Source organism: Lederbergia citrisecunda (assembly GCF_018343695.1).
GTDB classification, from domain to species: domain Bacteria; phylum Bacillota; class Bacilli; order Bacillales; family Bacillaceae_C; genus Lederbergia; species Lederbergia citrisecunda.
This window is the reverse complement of the sequence record NZ_JAGYPJ010000001.1, coordinates 550,750-572,368: the sequence shown is the minus strand read 5'-3', so window position 1 is coordinate 572,368 and position 21,619 is coordinate 550,750. Positions and strand designations below refer to the sequence as shown.

General features: G+C 37.6%; 28 protein-coding genes. 4 read left to right on the top strand and 24 right to left on the bottom strand.

Annotation, left to right across the window (positions count from 1 at the left end):
* Positions 1 to 110: 110 nt before the first annotated feature.
* From KHA93_RS02905 to KHA93_RS02830, 17 genes are all read right to left on the bottom strand, one after another.
* Positions 111 to 365, bottom strand: a complete 255-nt coding sequence (locus KHA93_RS02905; RefSeq protein WP_213109342.1) for a nucleoside triphosphate pyrophosphohydrolase family protein — start codon at positions 363 to 365, stop codon at positions 111 to 113.
* A gap of 65 nt (positions 366 to 430) precedes the next feature.
* The gene (locus KHA93_RS02900; protein WP_213109341.1) at positions 431 to 1,039 is read right to left on the bottom strand and encodes a hypothetical protein; all 609 of its coding nucleotides are present in this window, start codon (positions 1,037 to 1,039) and stop codon (positions 431 to 433) included.
* Between the two features lie 27 nt (positions 1,040 to 1,066).
* A complete protein-coding gene (locus tag KHA93_RS02895) occupies positions 1,067 to 1,207 on the bottom strand; it encodes a BH0509 family protein (RefSeq protein WP_213109340.1) in 141 nt (46 codons plus the stop codon).
* On the bottom strand, positions 1,204 to 1,431 hold the full coding sequence (locus tag KHA93_RS02890) for a hypothetical protein (protein ID WP_213109339.1): 228 nt from the start codon (positions 1,429 to 1,431) through the stop codon (positions 1,204 to 1,206). The genes KHA93_RS02895 and KHA93_RS02890 overlap by 4 nt, the downstream gene beginning before the upstream one ends.
* Entirely contained in the window at positions 1,431 to 1,829 is a 399-nt protein-coding gene (locus KHA93_RS02885) for a RusA family crossover junction endodeoxyribonuclease (protein WP_213109338.1), read from the bottom strand. The genes KHA93_RS02890 and KHA93_RS02885 overlap by 1 nt, the downstream gene beginning before the upstream one ends.
* Positions 1,830 to 2,153: 324 nt before the next feature.
* On the bottom strand, positions 2,154 to 4,364 hold the full coding sequence (locus KHA93_RS02880; RefSeq protein ID WP_213109337.1) for an AAA family ATPase: 2,211 nt from the start codon (positions 4,362 to 4,364) through the stop codon (positions 2,154 to 2,156).
* A gap of 55 nt (positions 4,365 to 4,419) precedes the next feature.
* Positions 4,420 to 5,868 carry a DNA cytosine methyltransferase gene (locus KHA93_RS02875; RefSeq protein WP_213109336.1) on the bottom strand — a complete coding sequence of 483 codons (1,449 nt, stop codon included), beginning with the start codon at positions 5,866 to 5,868 and terminating at the stop codon, positions 4,420 to 4,422.
* An 11-nt stretch (positions 5,869 to 5,879) separates the two neighbouring features.
* Entirely contained in the window at positions 5,880 to 7,460 is a 1,581-nt protein-coding gene (locus KHA93_RS02870; protein WP_213109335.1) for a DEAD/DEAH box helicase, read from the bottom strand.
* 9 nt (positions 7,461 to 7,469) lie between these two features.
* A complete protein-coding gene (locus KHA93_RS02865; RefSeq protein ID WP_213109334.1) occupies positions 7,470 to 8,021 on the bottom strand; it encodes a hypothetical protein in 552 nt (183 codons plus the stop codon).
* A gap of 12 nt (positions 8,022 to 8,033) precedes the next feature.
* Positions 8,034 to 9,137 (bottom strand): ATP-binding protein, encoded by a 1,104-nt coding sequence (locus KHA93_RS02860; RefSeq protein WP_213109333.1) that lies wholly within the window; start codon positions 9,135 to 9,137, stop codon positions 8,034 to 8,036.
* A gap of 2 nt (positions 9,138 to 9,139) precedes the next feature.
* Positions 9,140 to 10,450 (bottom strand): AAA family ATPase, encoded by a 1,311-nt coding sequence (locus KHA93_RS02855; RefSeq protein ID WP_213109332.1) that lies wholly within the window; start codon positions 10,448 to 10,450, stop codon positions 9,140 to 9,142.
* 13 nt (positions 10,451 to 10,463) lie between these two features.
* Positions 10,464 to 11,216 (bottom strand): hypothetical protein, encoded by a 753-nt coding sequence (locus KHA93_RS02850; RefSeq protein WP_233711026.1) that lies wholly within the window; start codon positions 11,214 to 11,216, stop codon positions 10,464 to 10,466.
* A 5-nt stretch (positions 11,217 to 11,221) separates the two neighbouring features.
* Positions 11,222 to 11,647, bottom strand: a complete 426-nt coding sequence (locus KHA93_RS02845; RefSeq protein ID WP_213109331.1) for a replication terminator protein — start codon at positions 11,645 to 11,647, stop codon at positions 11,222 to 11,224.
* Between the two features lie 56 nt (positions 11,648 to 11,703).
* Positions 11,704 to 11,841 carry a hypothetical protein gene (locus KHA93_RS02840; RefSeq protein ID WP_213109330.1) on the bottom strand — a complete coding sequence of 46 codons (138 nt, stop codon included), beginning with the start codon at positions 11,839 to 11,841 and terminating at the stop codon, positions 11,704 to 11,706.
* Positions 11,841 to 12,005 carry a hypothetical protein gene (locus KHA93_RS02835; protein ID WP_213109329.1) on the bottom strand — a complete coding sequence of 55 codons (165 nt, stop codon included), beginning with the start codon at positions 12,003 to 12,005 and terminating at the stop codon, positions 11,841 to 11,843. The genes KHA93_RS02840 and KHA93_RS02835 overlap by 1 nt, the downstream gene beginning before the upstream one ends.
* A gap of 29 nt (positions 12,006 to 12,034) precedes the next feature.
* A complete protein-coding gene (locus tag KHA93_RS23455; RefSeq protein WP_267916851.1) occupies positions 12,035 to 12,157 on the bottom strand; it encodes a hypothetical protein in 123 nt (40 codons plus the stop codon).
* Entirely contained in the window at positions 12,154 to 12,384 is a 231-nt protein-coding gene (locus KHA93_RS02830; RefSeq protein ID WP_213109328.1) for a helix-turn-helix transcriptional regulator, read from the bottom strand. The genes KHA93_RS23455 and KHA93_RS02830 overlap by 4 nt, the downstream gene beginning before the upstream one ends.
* A 171-nt stretch (positions 12,385 to 12,555) precedes the next feature.
* Here KHA93_RS02830 and KHA93_RS02825 point away from each other — a divergent pair, with 171 nt between their 5' ends.
* The gene (locus KHA93_RS02825; RefSeq protein WP_213109327.1) at positions 12,556 to 13,158 is read left to right on the top strand and encodes a LexA family protein; all 603 of its coding nucleotides are present in this window, start codon (positions 12,556 to 12,558) and stop codon (positions 13,156 to 13,158) included.
* A gap of 66 nt (positions 13,159 to 13,224) precedes the next feature.
* A complete protein-coding gene (locus KHA93_RS02820) occupies positions 13,225 to 14,643 on the top strand; it encodes a recombinase family protein (protein WP_213109326.1) in 1,419 nt (472 codons plus the stop codon).
* Here KHA93_RS02820 and KHA93_RS02815 read toward each other — a convergent pair.
* Positions 14,636 to 14,866, bottom strand: a complete 231-nt coding sequence (locus KHA93_RS02815) for a competence protein ComK (protein ID WP_213109325.1) — start codon at positions 14,864 to 14,866, stop codon at positions 14,636 to 14,638. The genes KHA93_RS02820 and KHA93_RS02815 overlap by 8 nt on opposite strands.
* Positions 14,867 to 15,071: 205 nt before the next feature.
* Here KHA93_RS02815 and KHA93_RS02810 point away from each other — a divergent pair, with 205 nt between their 5' ends.
* Positions 15,072 to 15,299, top strand: a complete 228-nt coding sequence (locus tag KHA93_RS02810) for an IDEAL domain-containing protein (RefSeq protein ID WP_213109324.1) — start codon at positions 15,072 to 15,074, stop codon at positions 15,297 to 15,299.
* A 263-nt stretch (positions 15,300 to 15,562) separates the two neighbouring features.
* On the opposite strand, the gene KHA93_RS02805 is transcribed toward KHA93_RS02810, so the two are convergent.
* The 6 genes from KHA93_RS02805 to KHA93_RS02780 form a co-directional block, all read right to left on the bottom strand.
* Complete coding sequence (locus KHA93_RS02805) at positions 15,563 to 16,840, bottom strand: M48 family metallopeptidase (RefSeq protein ID WP_213109323.1); 1,278 nt, start codon at positions 16,838 to 16,840, stop codon at positions 15,563 to 15,565.
* 270 nt (positions 16,841 to 17,110) lie between these two features.
* Positions 17,111 to 17,422, bottom strand: a complete 312-nt coding sequence (locus KHA93_RS02800; protein ID WP_213109322.1) for an AzlD domain-containing protein — start codon at positions 17,420 to 17,422, stop codon at positions 17,111 to 17,113.
* Complete coding sequence (locus tag KHA93_RS02795) at positions 17,419 to 18,141, bottom strand: AzlC family ABC transporter permease (RefSeq protein WP_213109321.1); 723 nt, start codon at positions 18,139 to 18,141, stop codon at positions 17,419 to 17,421. Before KHA93_RS02795 ends, KHA93_RS02800 begins: the two co-directional genes overlap by 4 nt.
* Before the next feature lie 428 nt (positions 18,142 to 18,569).
* A complete protein-coding gene (locus tag KHA93_RS02790) occupies positions 18,570 to 19,346 on the bottom strand; it encodes an enoyl-CoA hydratase-related protein (protein WP_213109320.1) in 777 nt (258 codons plus the stop codon).
* Between the two features lie 112 nt (positions 19,347 to 19,458).
* Positions 19,459 to 20,448: a lipoate--protein ligase gene (lplA, locus tag KHA93_RS02785; RefSeq protein ID WP_213109319.1), complete on the bottom strand. Its 990-nt coding sequence runs from the start codon at positions 20,446 to 20,448 to the stop codon at positions 19,459 to 19,461.
* 64 nt (positions 20,449 to 20,512) lie between these two features.
* Positions 20,513 to 21,247, bottom strand: coding sequence for an MBL fold metallo-hydrolase (locus KHA93_RS02780; RefSeq protein WP_213109318.1), 735 nt, complete (start codon positions 21,245 to 21,247; stop codon positions 20,513 to 20,515).
* Between the two features lie 144 nt (positions 21,248 to 21,391).
* Here KHA93_RS02780 and yhfH point away from each other — a divergent pair, with 144 nt between their 5' ends.
* Positions 21,392 to 21,520 carry a protein YhfH gene (yhfH, locus tag KHA93_RS02775; RefSeq protein WP_213109317.1) on the top strand — a complete coding sequence of 43 codons (129 nt, stop codon included), beginning with the start codon at positions 21,392 to 21,394 and terminating at the stop codon, positions 21,518 to 21,520.
* The last annotated feature ends 99 nt before the right edge of the window (positions 21,521 to 21,619 follow it).

The following is a 21,619-nucleotide window of genomic DNA, read 5'->3' as shown; positions in this document are numbered from 1 at the left end:
ACAGACATTATGCTCCGTCCTCCAATTCCCATTCACACGCTTATGCTCCCCTTCACCGATTCGCACCATTTTTAAGCATTTATGGCAGATGCCTTTATATTTCAATTCAATTACTCCTTCCGATTCCTACTAGCTTCTTTCGAAAATCCATCAGGATAACGTTTAAATAATTTTTCTTGATTCATCTCTGTAATATCAGATAATTGATACCCCAGTACGTCTGCGAATCTTGCGACATAGTACATAATATCGCCCAATTCATAAGCCATAGCTTCTGGATCTAGATCGTGACCTTGAAATACGACTTTCTTGATGTGATCCGTTATCTCGCCACTTTCGCCTGATAATCCCATTGAAAAATTCACAAGATAATCGAGGACATTCCTCCCCAATTTAGGGGAGGTTCTCCGCGTACCGATTTGATACTCATTCATATCCATAACCTTACCAACTCCTTTAATGCCTTGTTTTCTTTTACATGTGCATCCATTCTTTGATTAAGTGATTCAAAGGCATAATCAAGATTAGTAATTTCGTAATCTTTTTCAATTAGCTTTCGTTGTAAGGAATTAGTTTCATTCTCCAAATCCGAACAGGCAGCCTTTAAATTTTCTAACTCTGAATTATCCTCCACATTCATAAATGCGACCCTTGAAGCCAAGTCTTCGTTTTCTTTCTTGAGTTCATTGCCTTTCAGCTTTACATCTTTTAACTCATCGGAAAGATGTTCATTTACCTTTTTCAATTCTTTTAACTCTGCAAGGGCTTGTTTCAATTCCTTATCAAAAGTATGAACTGGTTTACCTTGAGGCTTGTCTTTCTTTACTGGCGGTCGTCCACCCTTGCCTTTAATTTTCAAGTTTTGAATTTCATCATCCGTAAAATTTAATTGTTTCCAATCTGACAAAGATTGATTGTACATTCCGTATCTGCGCATGATTCGGCTATCGGATTCTCCAGCTTTTTTATGCTTGATATACAATTCCTTAGTGATTTTCGGATACATTACTCCATCTTTCAAAACAGTTGCAGTACTCACTTCTTCAATTCCTCCCCTTTGATTGAATTAATGTCGCTTTTCAACCTTTAACCTGTATAATTCTTCTAATTCTTTATCTGTCATTTTTTCAAGGGCTTTTTCGGTAAACTTCGTATTCAACATGATTTGAAAAATCATTTGTTCACGATCAATGACATCTTGATTCATTTAACATTCACCTTTCCGTTCTCATATACTTCTTCTAGCCACTGGTAAAGCATCGACATTTGTTTTACTACTAAAGGATTGTTACTGTACTTATTACATATCTCGCCAGTGGATTGAGTGACCCACCGCCAAAATTCCATGCTGTCGATTCCGTGTTTCATGGCTTTTTGGTTACTCTGATTTATCCAATCTACTACCTCAGCAAAAAAAGCTTTATAGTCCATCAAATCGCCTCGATTCGTATATAGATACCTGGAACGTTGGCCCAAAACTTTTCTACGATCTCTGAGGCTACTAATGCATCATCCTTCCAAAAACCACAATCAGACATGCAATCTTTTAATAATTTTTGAAGATTATCCGTATCAGGTCGAGTGTGCTTATATTGGCCGTCTTGACGATCACCAGTAATCGGGAAGCACCATTTGACGATTAATCTAACTGGACCTGTAAATTTTTCAGTTGGAACATGTTGTCCCAGATGAGCCATTAACTTTGCTCTTGCTGCCTTTAAATCTTCCGGTTCATAAAAGACAGGCTTTCCATTTACGACCGATACTTGCTTTTGTTGATGGGTCGTCGTTGGAACTTTTTTCATCGGCATGAAGAATTCTACGGTCATTTTCTAATCCTCCATTTTTTTACATTTATGTTTTTTGATTTTGAAATTTTGCTTTCGTCAAGGATAGGGGAAGTATGTCGTCGTGCGATAGCTTACGCACGACTACTTACCCCCTTGACCTTGAGGGAAAGGGACACCTTTTATATTACGTAGTAATATAGGCTGTCTGTCCCTCGGGTCAAAGTCGGTATTTTATCGAGTATGTCCCTATTAGAGTCAAAGTCGAAGTTTTATCGAGTTTGTCAGATTCGGACAGTAAGGACAATCCTCGAGTTTGTCTTTAAAGGAAATAAGGACATTTATCGAGTTTGTCCTTGTCCTTATCTACGTTTTTCTCCCAACTTCTCCCTCGTCAATCCAAAAATCAGCGTGTTCTTTAATCCTTCTTCTAACTGTTTTTTCTGATATTCCCATGTATTCTGCTAAAGCTTTTACAGTAACTTGTTCATCAATCCCACATGCTTCATAAGCAACCTCGAGAGCATCCTGTTGTTCCTTTTTGCGTTCCTCAGAGCTTTTTTTCTTAGTGAAATTCTTCTTCCAAGGCGGTTGCTCACCTTCTGGTTCGATGTCTTTTAGACTACCGATTTCATCCACCATATGAATTGGATAGGTAAACCACATGTTCACCGCGTCAAATTTCGGATACTCTCGCAATGTTCCTTCTACACGCCAAGCTGATCTGATTCTTACTTTGTTGATTGCTTTATCAACTTTCTCCTTAACTATTGTTAATTGTTCCGGTATTGCCCTCTTAGCATGATTCTCCATGGTTGTTGCGCTCAACAAATCGTCCTGCGATACATGTTCATCTAAATAATCAAAGTTATGATTTTCTAAGTAGTTTCGATAAATGGAACATGCCACTTTGTTCTCTTCCTGCTTCATTAGTGCATCTGTAGGCTCTAACTCTACTAAATCAATTAAAGCGTCTGGATCCCTGGCAAATACTCCAGAGCCGCTGGCACGGTCCATGGATTTTTTATTACCTTGCGAACCTTTTGAATGATGGTGACAGTAAATGACGCTTGAACCTAATTCCGTACATACCTTGTCAAATTGGTTAGTGAAGTGTGCCATCTGATCGGCGCTGTTTTCGTCCCCTGTAAGGACCTTATAAATCGGGTCAATAATAACTGCGATGTAATTCTTTTTAGCTGCCCTTCTGATTAACTTAGGAGCGAGCTTGTCCATTGGTACTGATTTTCCGCGTAGATTCCAAATATCGATATTTGATAGATTGTTAGACTGCCAACCGAGAGCTTGATACACGTCTTTAAAACGATGGAGACATGAAGCGCGGTCAAGTTCCAAATTGACGTATAGCACTTTTCCTTTCGTACAATTCCAGCCAAGCCATTGCTTGCCTTCTGCAATCCCTATGGAAAGTTCAATGAGTGCAAATGACTTCCCGGCTTTCGATGGACCAGCCATCAACATTTTATGGCCTTGTCGTAAAACTCCTTCTATTAATGGTGGAGCCAGTTGCGGCATGTTGTCCCAAAAATCTGTTAAACTTTCCGGATCGGGTAAATCATCATTCACATCTTCAATCCAATCGTGCCATTCATCCCAAGTGCTTTTGCCAATGTTTGTATCGATTAAGAATTGTTTCTTACCATTTCGTTCGATACCAGGCATACGAGAAAGCCTCGAGGGATTTCTATTCTGATTGTCAATGTTCAGACCGTTCTTTTTACAGACGTTATATAGATAATCAACACGTTTACGGTATTCTTCATAGTTCGCTGCATTAATTTTCACGATGGCGTGAATACTCTTTTTGCCACTGTAAACTAATGCCGCAATTGGCAATTCAAGTTCTCGCAAAATTGCGTTTTGCTTTTCCAAATCCATCGTGTCAGATTCAACTAAAGCGTATTTATATTCCGTGACATTCTCGTTTTTGACACCCTTACCATCCAATGGATTAAATCGGATCCAAGCCCCAGCTTCTGGGTTATAGTCACCAATAACTCCTCCTATGTCACCACCGGACTGGTTTAACAATTGAATAAGCTCGCCAGCAGATCGATCATATGCACCTTTTGTTGGCAAATGCTTTCCTTCTTCGTTTTGCCAAGTATCTGTAACGTAGCCCACGTTTTCGGAAGCTTCGAACAAAGTTTCCAAGTACCTAGTTAATTCCCTGACTGGATTCCACATCACGGGTTCGCTTATTTCTTTACCTTCAATCCAGTTCTTATCGATAACGACATAATCTTCATTTACAGAAATCTCGTCGTTCCAATCTAATTCACGATCTTCCCATTGAGAACGAGATTCCCATCCGTTATCCTTTGCCATCTGTGTAATAGTGGCACCAGTAATACCACTGCCTTCGAATGTAGTCCATTTTTTGAAGCATTCACCGGGATGATAACGTCCACCATCCCGTTTACTCCAATCGTCCCAATCACTTGCTGTATAACCTTCTTGTCTTAATGCCATTCCGACATTTAGCCATTCCTGATAGTCCAAAATTGAGGGATCGATATATTCTAATAAAGATAGTAAATCCAGCTTGTTTTCCAAACACTTTCACCAACTTCCTCTTGCGACTGTTGTAATATATTTTCGAAATGTGACTCTATACACCAACGGCGTATCTGGTATTCCCTACACACATTTCTGGCAAATTTGCTCTTACTAATGCTTCTGCAAATGGAGGAGGAACACTATTTCCTACCCTTGCCACTTGTGCGGTTTTTGGATATATTTTCCCTTCGAAATCCTTGTCGATAATGTAATCAGAAGGGAATCCTTGAGCATTGAATAGTTCTCTAGGTTGAAGCATCCTCATACCAATATCTACAATCTTGTAATCTTGTCCTTTTAAAGTGACTAGGCCAAACCTGTCCTTTGTTGTAATGGTGTGCAAAGGATCATTTAAAGACTGACCTGTATCTGAACCGTAATATTTCAATAAAAACGCTTGTACTAAGGAGTGATGATCTTTTACTGTTATTGTGTGTAATGGCTCATTTAGGTTGATACCTGGTCCCTTATAATTACCTCCATAGTTTTTAGCAAGGAACGCTGCAACTAGACCAAATCTATTTGCAGTGCTAATTGTATGAAGTGGTTCTTCTGTTGACTGTCCTCTCATTCCGTTTTTGGTAGTTTCGGTGTAGTACGTTGAAATAAAAGGTGTGACAAGACAATGCTCTGCTTTAGTGACAATTGTTGTTAATGGTTGATCTAGGGTATATTGCAATCGATCGCCACCATATCCGGTCTGTCCAATCCGCACTATAAAAGGTGACGGATTTTCTAGTACAAATTTTTGAATTCCTCTTGCGATCCTTCGCATTGTGTTTTCCGCTAAAGGTCTTTTTCTAGTGAAAATACTTGGACAATCTAAAGACCAATCAATTATTTCTCCTGCTGTTCTGTAAGGTTTTTTAAGCCCTAACTGAACATTTACTTCATCCGACTCACCATGTGTTGCTTTCGGCCATACAATCGGTTTTCCATCACATCTAGCAATCATGAAGAATCTTTTTCTAGTAGTAGGAGCCCCATAATCACAAGCCTTTAACTCCTTGAACTTAACTTCATACCCTTGTCTTTTGAGTGCTTTTACAAAAGAATTAAATGTCTTGCCTTTTTTATTTGGATCCGGCTGTCCGTTTTCCAGTAAAGGTCCCCAGGTCTTAAACTCTTCAACATTTTCTAGGATGATAACTCTTGGCTTTACAGTAGCGGCCCATCTAACTGCAACCCACGCAAGCCCTCTAATTTCCTTTTTCTTGGGTTTTCCACCCTTCGCTTTACTAAAGTGAGTGCAATCAGGTGAAAACCAACACAGTCCAACTTTTCGACCTTTGACCACTTCGACTGGATCTATATCCCAGACAGATTCAAGATAATGCTCCGTATCAGGATGATTTGCTTTATGCATGGCGATAGCAGCTGGATCATGGTTGATTGCTATATCAACATTCAAGCCTGTTGCCATCTCAATTCCAGTAGATGCTCCACCACCGCCCGCGAAGTTATCTACAATAATCTCTCGAAATAAATCTAACTGTTTCAATTTTTCACCGCCTACTCCCCGCGATATTCACTTGGAATGATACCAGTCGGTATTCTCCATCCGTTTGCAGCAATTCTATCTATCAATCTTTTCGCGTTTTCAAACGGCCATGTTCCTACATGCTCGAACCCTCTACCCTCAAGAAAACGTATCTGCTTCGGTGTGGTTAAACCTTCATCACGTCGTCTTTCTAAACGCTCTAATAGTTTAGTAGCTTTACCCGCGTTTTCAATCTGATCAGGTAGAATACCGAGCTTTTCTAAAGTTTTCACTTGATTTTCGCTCGGTGGTCCCATTTCCCAACCGAAGGATGGAACATAACTTGAAAGGTCCTCAGCTTGGATACTCATTTCAAATTGCAACGGATCCACAAGTTTACGTTTGCGGCGCTTCATTTCTGCTAGTTGTTTAGCAAGGGCTTCTTCACGTTGAGCAACTACATCCTCTTCTGCTTGTTTTTCCACCTTTTCTAAATCGAGTGGTATTCCAGCTTCTTCAATTTGTTTGGTCATTGCCTGTGCCACTTCTTCATTCGACGCAATCAAATGTGCAGGATGACATAACTCATGTCGATCTGTATGCCAAAGAAAATCCAGTAACAATAATTCAGTTTTACCTTTAAATAATCGGGTACCACGCCCAACCATTTGGCTGTATAAGCTTCTTACTTTTGTAGGTCTTAAAACGACAACACAATCAACTGATGGACAATCCCAACCTTCAGTAAGAAGCATAGAATTGCATAATACGTTATATTTATCATTCTCGAAATCTTCTAATATTTCAGCGCGGTCTTTACTCTCACCGTTGACCTCTGCTGCCCTAAAACCTTTTTGGTTTAATATTTCCGTGAACTTTTGGCTTGTCTTTACCAGTGGAAGAAAGACAACGATTTTTCTATCACTAGCCACTTTTCTCATTTCTTCGGCGATTGATTCAAGGTAAGGATCCAGAGCTGTTCCTAAATCACTTGTCTTAAAATCCCCTGCTTGTTGGCCAACTCCTGATAAATCTAATTTAAGTGGAATTGTTAGTGCCTTGATCGGGCTTAGATAGCCACTTTTTATAGCTTTAGGCAATGTGTATTCGTATGCAAGTGATTCAAAATAGGAACCTAGATTCCGCATATCACCTCTGTCTGGTGTAGCAGTAACACCTAATACATTTGCAGTATCAAAGTAATTTAAAACACGTTGATAGCTATCTGAAATACAATGATGTGCTTCATCGATAATAATCGTGTCGAAGAAATCTTTATCGAATCGCTCGAGTCGCTTCTCTCGCATCATCGTTTGTACACTTCCAACCACTACACGAAACCAACTACCTATTGAAGTTTGTTCAGCTTTTTCGGTCGCGCATTTTAATCCAGTGCTTTTCTCCAATTTGTCTGCTGCTTGTTCCAGAAGTTCGCCCCTATGGGCAAGGACGAGAACGCGCTCGCCCTTGATTACTCTGTCCTCAATTACCTTGCTAAACACAATCGTTTTACCGCAACCAGTTGGAAGTACAAGCAATGTTTTCTTTACGCCATTTTCCCACTCCGACTGGATGGATTCCCTGGCATCCTGTTGATAACCTCTAAGTTTCATAGCTACCTCCTAAAATTGCCCTGCTGTAAATCCGCCTTGTTGCTGTGTAGTTGGGAATGGCGTTTGTTGCATTGGTTGTTGTTGCTGAACTGGTTGTTGATAAGGTTGTTGCTGCTGATAGCCTTGTCCTTGTTGGAAAGCTTCCTCATATGGATAAAACGTCTGCACTTCGTTGTTTGAGCGTTCTTCGTTATCTCGACCAATGAACTTATTAATTTTTAACTTTAATTTTCCTTTGGAACCAATGACTGTGTTCCAGTTCATGCGTAACTTTTCGCCTTTTTTCTTTTGACCAATTCCGGTGAAAAAGTTTGATAAAAAACCTTCCGTTTTGGTATGAAGAAGTAAGGTGTGGAAAATAGTCACTTCACCATGTTCAGGAGAATGGACCGTTAATTCCAATTTCGCTTGATTACAAGCGGGCATTTTAGTACTACCCGCAAATCTACCACGTTCAAATTTCTTTACTGTAAAATGGTAGTCTCCTTCCGGCAGCAATATAAAATCGCCACCATCCTTTTCTATCTCATCATCCCAACCTAATTCTCGTTCTTGATTCATCTGTTGTTCCTCCTATATGATATTTTTAAATGGTAGAGTTTTTCTGAATTCTTGTACCATGCCGAAAACTTGCGGCCATGCTCCAACTAATACACCGTCTATAAAACTTGGATCATAATTGTTAATTGGTGTTTCCATTGGGTAATATCCTTTTCTACTAACAACAACTTGTATTTCTTCTTCTGAAACGTTACTTTGTATCATTAAATCTCGTAGAGATTGCGGAATTGCTGGGTTTAACTCCACTGTACTTGTAGGAGCGTTTTGCATAGGCTGTTGCTGAACTGGTTGCGTTGGCTCTACTATCGGTTGAGTTTGCTGAATAGGTTCTTGTTGTTGCTGAACTACTGGCTCAGATTGTTGCACAGGTGCCGTTTGATGATTTGGTACATTGGCAAAAATATGAGCGATATTTGCATAGTCCAACGGAAATTCATCTGGTAACCCATGACGATTTTTAGCATCCCAAGCCGGATGATGTGTTGCGAAAATAGTACGAACTCCACCTTGTGCCTTATGCTTCTTGCCTTTATCGTCCACCGCAACACTATAAGTCTTATAGTTAATGAATAAGACCATATCTGCCCATTCCTTGACCAAAGGAGCTGTCTGGGAGCTTGTCTTTTTACCTAGTTTTAATTGGTAACGGTCATAAGCGCCCATTTCGTCAGGCTGTTCGAATTTGACGATTTGCGAATGTGCCGTCAGAACGACATTGATTCCTACATCAACCACGTCACTTAATTTATTGAGAAAACGTCCTAACTCTTCTTTTACATAGACGTAACCATTTCCATAACCAAAATCCTCAACGCCCTTCTTACCATGTTGGGCACAAACAGATTCAGCACACTGCATTTCCGCCCAATCGATTGTGTCGATGACTAATGTTTGGAATCTGCCAACTTGCTGCTTAACCCAATCAACTTGTTGCTGGAGCATGGCCCAACTTGTGGGTTTAGGCAAGCGATCAACATTTAATTCAGTTGTTGAACCCTCTGTATCTATGAAAATAGGTTTCGGGAATTGTGCTGCTAAAGAAGACTTCCCTATTCCTTCTGGACCATATAAAACTACTTTCTTAGCCTTTTCGATTTTTCCGCTAATGACTTCCATTCTTAAAATTCACCAGCTTTCCATGTTTTTGTTTCAGGTGCTTTTGGCACATTCTCTTGCAATTGAACTTGCTCCTGGCCAGCAACATAACCGTCCTCGATGATAATACTGCACTCCTCACCAGTGCTAACTCTTGTGGCTATCGCTTGTAGTCCTTCCTGTTCTAGCCATTTGCCGAACTCATTTAAGGTATCCATATCCATCTGTTCCAATTTGTCTAATAGGATAAATCCGCAGTTAGGTTTCAATTTACGGACAATAGCAGTAGATACTTGTAATTGATCGGCTCCACTCATGTTGTCCCACTTTTGTCCCTTATAAATGAGATCCCCTTCTTCAACTGACAAACCCTCAAGAGGTAAATCTGCACTGTCCAGTAATTCTGATTTTTGCTTGCGCACATCATCAATAGCAGTTGTTAGTTTTTCGTATTGCGTTCTGTAATCATTAGCATCCGTTTCAGCTTTATCTTTATCGAGATTTGCTCGAACTTTCCTATTAATCTCGTCAATCTGTTGGATATTCGCTTCTAGTGCTTCTGTGGATTCGTCAACTAGATCCAGGGCATCTTTTTGAGCAATCGCTAAATCTTCACCTGTTTTTGCGTAAGCTGCCTTGGCTTGATTTAGTTGAGCTTCTAACCTTTGAATTTCTTGCCCTTGACTAGCGTACAACGATTGAATCTGATTAAGGTTTTGGCGCTTCCTTTGATTTTCACCATTTCTTGCTAAAATATCTTGTTGTTGCTTAATTAGATCAGATGCAGAAATCAGTTCTTTTGGTGCATCCGTAAAGTACGGTTGTTCCTTTGCGAACTTTGATTTCTGATCAGCAATCTGACCTATCGTACGACGTTGATTGTAGATTTCTTGTTCTTTTCTTTCTAGTTCATGAAGCTTGTCCCCAACGCCGATAATACGGAGTAATATATTAGCCTTTTCCTTGCTAGTAGAGTTCATGAACTTGGGTAAGTCGATGGCTAATTCTTCGACAAAGCCATTCAGCAACTGTTGCCCTGCTTTTTCTCCATTTGGATCAATGACTTTCAATTCACTGTTTTTTCCTTTACGCTCAACGACCAACCCGTTAGACAAAACAATGTGTAAATATGGAGGGATAACACTACCTTCCCTCTCTGCTTTGCTAGGGCGGTATTTGTTACCACCTAACCCCCAAGCGATTGCATCCAAAACACTAGTTTTCCCTTGATTATTATTACCGCCTACAATTGTTAGTCCGCTTGACGTAGGCTCGATTTTGACCGCCTTTACACGCTTTACATTTTCTATTTCAAGCTTGTTAATTTTAATCATGTCGTCCCCCCTGTTAAGCGATTACCGTAATTCTTCCGGTTTCAATTTCATCAGCTAATTCTGCAGCTAAATACTCACGAACGTTTACGATTGCTTGATTTCTCCAAGCGCCACCGTCCGCTTCATATATCGCGCCAGATGGACCGTTTTTCATACGGAAAATGAAATCGCTTGAAGGTTGTTCAACTTCCAAAAACGTTCGATAAGGTGCCAATGTAACAGGGTTTGGAACAAGCACATCATCAGCGGAAGCAATTCCCGTCTTAATCGTTACTGCTTGCGAAACTCCATTGTCCCCTGTTTGGCGAACGTTCTCTTCTTTGACATTACCTACAACTTTTAGCAATAAATCACGATCTGCTGTTTTGGTGAATTTCGATTGAAAAGCAATGATTAGTTCCTCAGAGTCAAGGTAATGTCCATAGCTAAACTTAGGAGTAATTGCATTTGCTATAACTAATGTTTCGCGTCCCCCGTCATATTGGAGAGTCCCTTTTAATGAAACGGTTTTTTCATCATAAACTTGTAGAAATAATTGATATCCAAAACGTTCAATATTGGCTTTGATATAATTAACCAATCCTGTCAGAGTATTAATATGAAGAGGTTCTAGTGCACGATTGTTTAAAGGTTTTATTTCTTTAGGCATTCCTTCATCGTTCAAAATAAAAGTACGTTTATTCCCCTCGTAATCATTTAAATCAATAACTCTGTCAGCAGGATTTATTCCCAATTCAGTTAAATATTTAATAGCTTCCTTTATCATTCAAATCAACCTCTCTCCGCTTGTAGATTTATAACTTTTTTTCTATTTAACTCTTGTTCAATCACATCAACAGGAACGCCAACATCTGTCCTTGTTGTTAAATCTTCATCGAAGTAGGTTTGTCCAGGAACATTTGATCTAAGTTCCTTCGCTTCAACATTTCCTGTGTGTAAATCCCTACCAGTTAATACCGTTGTCGATACCCCTTCAACATTGGCAAGACTAGTTGTAAAATTACTTGTTACTGCAACCGTTTGGCGGTTTTCATCAGGTTTGAATTCTAGTTTGATGGTGATTGTTCGCTTGTCCTGAGCTTTTGTATTTTTATCATGGATATTGTCAAATACTTTCTTTAACTCGTAATCTAGCTTTTCTTGAATAGCGCCATTCGCTAGTTTTGACAATGGTAAATCAATTCTTTTTTGTACCATTTAATAAATATCTCCCTTCGTGTTATAATCTTTGTAAGAATGTTTAGTTTTGGTCCTCATTCAGTGGCAGCTGATGAGGCCTTTTTTAGTTCCCTGCGAATGTTGTTACCTAGGCTGTTCATAAAAGCACCGAAGACAAGTAGTGATTTTTCACTTTTACTTAAAACATTCCAATCTCTTGCCTTGATGATCATTACTTACTCACCTCCTTGATTTTCACGAATTTATTATTAAATATTTCATAGCCAACACCATAGTATTCTTCATAAGATTTTGGAGAAGCACCGTTATATTGTGGTATGAACTGTTCTTTATTCTTTCGTGCTTCATCTCGTCTCTCTTTACGTGATTTCAACATACTTTCACCTCCCCTCAAAATTAACGCGGTCATTTTGCTGATACCTCCTTTAACTGTTTATTTTTGCGTCCCTCGGCTAAAATACGAGGGATAGATGTTTTTAAGAAAAACTCTGCAATTTTTAGCTTAGTAGCTTCGCTCGGCTGTTTCATGCCAACACCTCCTGACTACAGATATTCTGTAGTTGACCCTCAAAAAAAATTATACTGTTCGCAGGAACTTTCGTGATTCTGATAAATCGAAAAGCATCATCCATCCGAAAAACTTTTCTGTATTTTTCATATTGAATATATGTTTTTTCAGACATACCGAGCCTTTCAGCCATTTGCACTTGAGTCAACCCTCCTAATATCCTTGCTTGCTCTAGGGTGTATCTCATTAAGTTCACCTCCTCGTTGAATACCATGTTACTACAGAAATTCTGTAGTTGCAAGTCGAAAATACAGATTTTCTGTAATATTTTCATACCCACAAAAATAATATACAGAAACACTGTACTTTACTACAGTTTATCTGTATACTATAAATAGATAAAAAGGAGGTGAAAAAAATGAAGTTCGCTGAAAAAATAAAGCATTTAAGAAAAGAACATCGCCTAACACAAGCAGAATTAGCGAACAAATTAAATGTAGCACCTACTGCCGTTTCTGCTTGGGAAAGAGGAGCAAATCGTCCTTTAATGGATAAGATAACGATTATGTCGGAAATGTTTAATCTTCCAATTACATACTTTTTAGATGTAGAAGATGTTGGAGAGACGGTTGATATTGAAACTTTGCCTGTTTATGGAAATATCAGCTGTGGAAATGGTTTGGTTATTTATGACACTCCAGAGGCATATGAAGCTACGCCAAAGGATTGGCTAAACGGTGGAAATTACTTCTATCTTCGAGCAAAAGGAGATAGCATGAGTGGAGCTAGAATTTTTGATGGGGATCTACTACTGATAAGAGAACAAAATGATGTAGAAAATGGAGAAATTGCAGCTGTAGTAATTGATGGAGAATCAGTACTAAAAAGAGTTTATAAGAGCGACAATTCTATCATTTTACAATCGGAAAACTCTAAGTATGCTCCTATTACTTATGTTCCGGAACATAACAAAAATATAATTATTATTGGGAAATTAAAAAAAGTTATTTTGAATTTCTAGCTAGTAATTTAAAACAACACGGCGGGCTGATCACCCGCCAAATTTTTTAAAGGAAGGAATTTCAAAATGAGAACCGCTATCTATATAAGAGTAAGTACTGAAGAGCAAGCCAAAGAAGGTTATTCCATTTCTGCCCAAAGACGCCGTTTGCAATCATTTTGCATATCCCAGGATTGGCAAATTTCTGACTTCTATATTGATGAAGGGATATCAGCAAAGAACACGAACAGAATAAATTTAAAGCGTATGATTAAGGATATTAAAGATGATAAGATCGATTGTGTACTCGTGTATCGTTTGGATAGGCTAACTCGTTCAGTCTTTGATTTATACAAGTTATTAGAAACGTTTGATAAACACAATTGTAAATTTAAATCTGCTACAGAAGTGTACGATACCACTACAGCTATGGGAAGAATGTTCATAACTATTGTAGCTGCGCTTGCACAATGGGAAAGAGAAAACCTGGGTGAACGTATTAGCCTCGGATTCGCGGAAAAAGCTAGACAAGGAAAGTACCCTTTAAATTTTCGCCCTTTTGGTTACGATCTTAACCTAAAGGAAAGTAAATTATATATTAACGAAAAAGAAGCAACTACAGTAAGGTTGATTTATAATTTATATACCGATGGGCATAGTGGCCCTCAAGTATGCACTTATTTGAACAACCGTAATATTACTACGCGCGACGGAAACAAATGGAATGATAAACCAGTAATGGACATTCTTAAAAATCCTCTTTACATAGGTTCATTTCGTTGGCAAGATTTTATCGTTGAGGACACCCACGATTCTATTATAACAAAAGGACAATTTGAACTTGTACAAAAAATTATCAGCTCACGTAGAACTACAGAACCTAGAAGAGTCAGTAGCAGATATATATTTTCCGGTAAAATTAAATGCAAGAATTGTGGAGATTCTTTGGTCGGATATTTCACGTCGTATAACTCGAAAAAATATATGAATTACAGATGCGGTAGAAAAAGAACTGGTCAATGTATTGGTTCAAAGACAGTCTCAGAGACAAAGCTAGAAGAGGCATTTCTAGATAATATCGAACAGTTTGATTACGAAGAATCATTTAGGCAAGCCTCAGAGAAATGCGTAAAAATATTAAACAATACCCACGAAGTTGATATCAGGGCGCTAGAAAAGGAATTAGAAAAGGTAGAACGCCGAAAAAAGAATTGGCAGTATGCGTGGTCAGATGAAATCATGACTTATCAAGATTTTAAAGAACGTATGAACGAAGCAAATAAGGAAGAGGAGAAAATTAAAAAACTAATTAAATCCACAATAAATAATACTGAAAACGAAAAAATTAACAAGGAAGAGATTATGCAAGTGTTAATGGAGATAAGGAAGAACTGGTATTTCTTAGAAGGAGCGGAAAAGAAAAATTTAGTAAATTCAATAGTTGAAGAAATACACTTTAGTTACATGGATAAAAGACTAACTATTGATAACATAGATTTTATATAAGTGTATGAATTTTTAGTATTACCATATTACACGAGCCATCGAAAGATGAGCCGAAATACTCACAGCTTCGCTTAACAATATCTAGTGGTTTTTCCGGAATTATTAAACGTTCGTCCTCTTCAATAATCTCCGAGTAAAATTTACTATCCTTAAAATACGGTTTAATCATCATCGTATAAGGATTGATTTCATACTCTTCCTTTAATATTTCTTGCTTTAACATTTTTCTACTCCTCTCTCTAAATTGTGACAATATTACCATATCATAATATAGTTAAAATGTCACTACTTTTTAAAAAAATCAGAAAATAATATATACATTTTTTGTATATTTACACTTGAATTACTCATCTGAAAATTAACACTCTTCTGTTGATTTTTCCGCCCATTCCGTGTATAATTAAAAAAAGTTTCAGGGGTGATCATCGATGGAAAAGAGGAAATCTTATCAAGAATTGCTTAAAGAGTATACGATGACCCAGAATAAAAATGAAACAGAAGCTATGGAATGGTATGCAGATTTTTTCCTAAACGGTCTCCTATTGCAAAGACGTGAGAAACAGCTTCGCGAGGAAATTGACCGTGCGCTTGATCTACACGATAAAAAAACTTTTACAAAACTCTCGAAAGAATTAGTTGAGCTTTTGGGCCAGTAGAATGTTAAATCCCCCTTCAATTAAAGGGGGATTTTTTTGTTCTAACCTAGATTGAATTATCTAGTTTCGCTTATGAACTGGAAAACTTCTTGTCCTCATCCTACAAGATGCCCACTTAGAGTTGTCCCTGGCCTCTTAAGGTCAATAATCTGATCATTAAACAGGATTACATAGCATTTACTTTGTCGATAACCGCTGTGAGTCAGAAAGTTGTTGCGAATGCGATTTCCCTTCCTTCCTCTCTTCAGAGGCATTACACATTTCTAATCTTCACTAGAAGTATCATCAATTTTATAGTCTTCAATCCTATTTATTCTTTCCAGCATGGTTGGATGTTCATAACGGAATATTTTCACTAAAAGAGGAGGATTCACTTGACTTAATCCTGATTTTGTCAGGCTTTGAAAAGTTTTAATTCCTGCTTCTTTATCATGTGTCATTTTTATAGCATACGTATCGGCTCTCGTTTCTTGGTATCGTGAAACCCAATTTGTGAGAGGACTCGCTACAAATAAAAGGATGGATGTAATTAAAAGAAATGCTGGTAGCGATCCGATATTGGTTAATTTCTCTACCTTCCAGTCCTTTCCTCTTTTTGATATCCACTTATCCAGCAATTTTGCTGTCAGCCACAAACCTACAAAGGAAAGAAGCAAGTATCCAGCTATTCCTTTATAAATATGTTTTTCTACGTAATGCCCCATTTCGTGCGCCATAATAAAAAGTATTTCATCATCTGAAAGCCTTTCTAAAGTTGTATCCCATAATACTATTCGTGAATTTGAGCCGACCCCTGTAACATATGCATTCAATGAATTTGTTTTCGTCGACATATCCACTTCATACACATGATTAGCCGGAATATTAGCTTCTTTTGCAATAGCTAATATTTTGGCTTCCAGCTGCTTATCTTTTAATGGGTAAAAATCATTGTATAGGGGATCAATTACGACCGGTTGGATGAACATCATAATAATCGAAAATGGAATTGAAACTACCCATGCTGCTAGCCACCAACGCCTTTTAAATTTCCTCATTAATGCATATAAGACGGTTACTACAACAAGCATGGTTGCGTATTGTACCCAAAAATCAATCAATTTATCTTTCATCCACGCCGAGAAAACTTGTGTCGAAATATTATACGATTTCGAAATCGTATATGATAAAAAACTCAATGGAAACATGACAACCAATGATGCGAAGGACAACCAAAATAAGTAAATGGCATTCCGTACTACGAAAAATTTTGAAATGTGCTTCGCTGAATTTTCAAAAATTGCTGAGAGACCCAAAATTAATACTAAATAATAAAATAGCCACTCATATGGTGTTGCTAAAAAAAACATTAAATTACGGATTCTGGAGTACTCTTCACTTAATTCGAGCTCTCTTCCATTTAAAAAAGTAGCTGGATCAGCGCTTGTCCCTTTTAACGCCTCAGGTATAGAAGTATCAGCCCAATAAAATAAATACAAAAATATGGCGATACCAAATAATAGATAGGCGATAATCGCTCGCATTGCCCATTTCCTAATCAATGAAATATCCCCCCTGTCCATCTTTTATTATATGTAAGAAAAAAATCTTTAATTAGAACTAATTGAATGATTTTTTTCTTATTCTTGTATTACTTATTTTTTATGATGAATACCATATATTTTGTTAGTAACTATTATAGCATTCACTCTTCTAAGACTTTCTTTCTAGACAGGCTTAATTTGGGATTAAAATTTGTTTTTTCTGAAAATAGATAAAATAAGTAAACGCCCCTTGAATTAATCAAGCGGCATATTATTTGCTCTTATAATCTAAAAAAACCAAGAATAAGCACTAAGTATTGCGATAGATCCAAGAACGACTGCAATTACATTTGCACCTAAAAATGCTATCAAAAAAGCAGCAGCCATTCCAACGACACCAAATAAAATATCGCCTTCCTGAATAAAGAAAACAGCAGGGAATATTAAAGCACCGAGAGTCGCGTACGGAACATTTTTTAAAACTCCTTGTATAAAGGGTGGTAGCTCCTTCCCCCTAAACATAACAAAAGGGACCATCCTTGGAATATATGTGACTAAACCCATTCCGATAATCGTTAAAACGATAATCGAACTGCTCATCCTTCACCACGCCCCCTTCTTTTCATGGTTTCTACCGTTTCCACTAAAATAGCAGATAAAAGGGTCGCGACTACAATTGCCCAGCCTTTACTCATCATTTCAGAAAAAACGAAAATACTGTTAAAAACTGCAGCAAGGAGCGCAAGACAAGCTACTTTAACACTTTTTTTCAACGAAGGCACTAATAAACCGATAAACATTGAGTAAAGAGCAATAGCCATGCTTTCTTGTAAGACTTGAGGAAGGCCAGCACCTATTCCAAAACCTACACCTGAGAAAATAACCCAACTCATATATGCTATTAAATTGAGGCCAAATAAATAGCCAGTCCTAACTGTTTCAGTTTTTGTGGCAGCAACAGAGAATGTTTCATCCGTCACACCAAAGGCATAAACAGCTTTTTTCCAAGGGACTTCTTCTTCCACTTTTTCATTGAGTGCGGCAGACATAAGGAAATGTCTTATATTTACAATAAAAGTAGTTAAGATCATTTCTGCAGCACCCGTTCCGAGCGCAAACATGTTAAGCGCAATATATTGAGATGCTCCCGCATATAAAACCAAACTCATAAAGACTGTTTCAAATAATGTCAGTCCAGTTGTTTTTGCGAGCAAGCCAAACGTCAATGCAATGGGAGTGTAACCAATCGCGATGCTCATCCCTTCTTGAAGCCCTCGGCGAAATTCTGTATATTTCACTTTTGGCACCGAAGCTTCCATCCTCTAAATCCCCCTTAATTACTATGATTATTTTTACAATTATAAGAAAGATTCATACTTTCGGCAAGAATAGGAGATTCATGATCCTTGATCTTGTTAAAAATGATACATTTTGAGTGAAAGTTGATTGTCATATCTAATTGATGCATTCGATTGGACTTGCTCATTGAAAAATCACATTTGTGCCTGATTTTGAGTTTTCACTGTGCCTATGACCAAATAATTACCTCTTTTACTGTCCGATTAAAGCTTTCAAAATACATGTAACTACACGCAAAATGTATTTTTTGTCCGTTTAAAATGTTCAAAGGGACAGCGTTCTTAGGATGCCTGCATTTACTGTCCATTTTGAGGCCTTTAAAAGGACAGCAAGCATGCGAATATCGCTGTCGATGTCCGATTGAAAAGACATTAATATTTATTACATGTTATTTGCCTTTAAAAATCGGTTTTCTTTTTTCCGAAAAAGCCTTTAAAGCTTCTTTTCGATCTTCTGTAGGGATTGTAGCTTCATAGGCCATTCTCTCAATTTCTAACCCCGAGCGAAGATCTGTCTTCATACCCGCTTTGATCGCATATTTTGCTTGTTGGACAGCTATTGGACCATTTTCTAAAATTTTTTTTGCAAAAGCTATTACTTCTTCCATGAATCGTTCTTTCTCAATCGTTTTTAATACGATTCCATATGCTTCCGCTTCAAAAGCGGTCATTTTTTTTGCAGTTAAGATCAATTCTAACGCTTTCGTTTCGCCTATTAATCGTGGCAGACGTTGTGTTCCTCCGGCTCCTGGAATAATGGCGAGGCTTGTTTCAGTTAGCCCGAGCATTGCATGACTACTAGCAAATCGAAAGTCACAAGCCAAAGCTAATTCCAATCCCCCTCCAAAAGCATAGCCATTGATTGTGGCAATTGTCGGTTGCGGAAGGTTTTCAATAGCCAAAAATACTTCTCCTATTTTATTTACATATCGCAGAACTTCTTGTTCTGTAAGTTTTTTCCGCTCTTTTAAGTCAGCTCCCACGCTAAAAGCTCTTTCTCCTTCTCCGCGAAAGATTACCAATCGAGATTCAGGAGAGTTTTTTAAAAAATCAACTATAGAAGATAATTCTACTAGCATATCATAATTTAACGCATTCAATGATTCTGGACGATATAATGTGACTACAGCAATGTATTGGTTAATATCTAACTTTAAAGTATCCAAGTTATTCCCTCACTTAAAAGCGTATTTTTTAAAATATATACGCATATAGTCCAATAGGAATGCAAAAAGGATGGAGTTGTCTATAAATTGACTTTCCCATCCTTTAACCCAATTAGTAAATTAAATTAATAATATCTTCTTTTTCAACATTACCAAAATAATGTTTAATATCCACTTCTTCTAATGCTTTAGCGATTTCCGATCTTTCGTAACGGACACCTGTCAGGATATTTTCAATGTCTTTTACATCGCCAACACCAAAGAAGTCTCCAAAGATCTTACATTCTTGAATCTGCCCCTTATCAACATCAAGTCGGAATTCAATAAGCCCAACAGGGAAACGATGTGAATGCTGAATGTTGAAATGAGGTGATCTTCCATAATTCCAATCCCAATTTGCATAGTGAACCTTTGATATTTCATGAATTTGTTTCCAATCATCTTCTGTAAGTTTATATTCCGGAATTGGGTCCACACCCTCAAAAATGGATCGAAGTAATTCCTCTTTAAATTGTTCTATCGTCATTTTTCCATCTAAAAACTCAGAAATATTGGCAACCCTGCTACGGATGGATTTTATCCCTTTTGATTCTATTTTGTCTTTACGAACTTTTAATGCAGATACAACATTCTCTATTTCAGAATCAAACATTAAAGTACCATGGCTGAACATTCTCCCCCTAGTAGAGAACTGCGCATTTCCTGAAATTTTTCTTTCTCCAACGAGAATATCGTTACGTCCTTTTAACTCTGCATGAACACCTAATTTATTTAATGCTTTAACAACTGGCTCGGTAAACTTTTTAAAGTTTAGGAAACTATTTCCTTCATCTTTCGTAATAAAGCTGAAATTCAAATTTCCTAAATCATGATAAACTGCACCGCCACCAGATAGCCTACGAACGACATGAATACCATTATTCTCTACGTATTCAGTATTAATTTCCTCAACTGTATTTTGATTTTTACCAATAATAATCGAAGGCTCATTAATATAAAATAATAAATATGATTCATTTACATCCAAATTCTTCAATGCATATTCTTCTATCGCCAAATTAATTCGTGGATCCGTAATCCCTTGATTATCAATAAACTTCATCACTTTTCCTCCTCATTTTTTTGGGGGACAGTCCCCTTTAAACCTGTCCCCAAAGGGACTGGCACTAAAGGGACATGTTCAATCCTTTAGATGCCAAGACTATTTTTCCTTTGAAATTCTCTGCTGCTTCTTCTGTAAGTTGGTTTAATTCACCAAAGTGCGGTAAATGGGTAAGTACTAATTTTTCCACATTCGCCTTATGAGCAAGTTTACCGGCTTCTTCACTCGTCATATGACCAGCAGATGCTCCATCCATTCCCTTATAAAAATTTGACTCTGCGAGCAATACGTCAGCGTTCTTTGAAAACTCCACCAATTCTTCAAAATACGATGTATCTGCCGTATAAACGAGCGTTTTTCCTTCACATGTTATTCTCATAGCGAAACATGCAACAGGATGTTTCGTTTGTAAAAATTCAATTTGGAATGGTCCAATATGTAGATCAACATCTTTGTTGTATGCAATTCCCGAGGTAATATCTTTGTACGTTAAAGCAGTAAAACTCTCCTGATCGTTTGAATGACCATAAATAGGCAAGTTGCGGTTATAACCACTTACATATTTACTAATTAACAGTGCATGATGAAGAACACCTATATCTGCAATATGGTCAGCATGGTAATGCGAAATAATAACAGCATCTAATTCTTCTGGTTTTATGTACATTTGCAGCTGTGATAATACAGCACTGCCACAATCGATAAGAAGCTTAAATCCGTTGTGCGTCAACAAATATCCTGAACTCGCTTCTCCAGCTTTCGGATATCCACCCCAATGGCCTATCACTGTTATCTCCATATACACAACTCCTTTAATCCAACTAATATTACTATACTTTATTTTTTCTTGTATAACAAAAAGATTGACACTATCAAAACTGTTATAATACAATAAATATAATATTTTTCAGTACTGTAACAAACATCAAGGAGAGTGAAAAACGTGCTTGAAAACGTCATTGAATTTTTTAAAAACCTTCCCGCAAAAAAATGTACTGAATGCGGTGAAAAAATCACTGAACAGCATGAATGCTATGGTACAAAGTGTGAAAAATGCAGCGAGATCAAATAGTTTGTAAAAGTACTAATGTAACAACAACTTACAGGCCCACGTTCCTAGGTCGTTTCCTGAATTTAACGGACATTATGTTTGCTTGCCGAAAGCTAGATA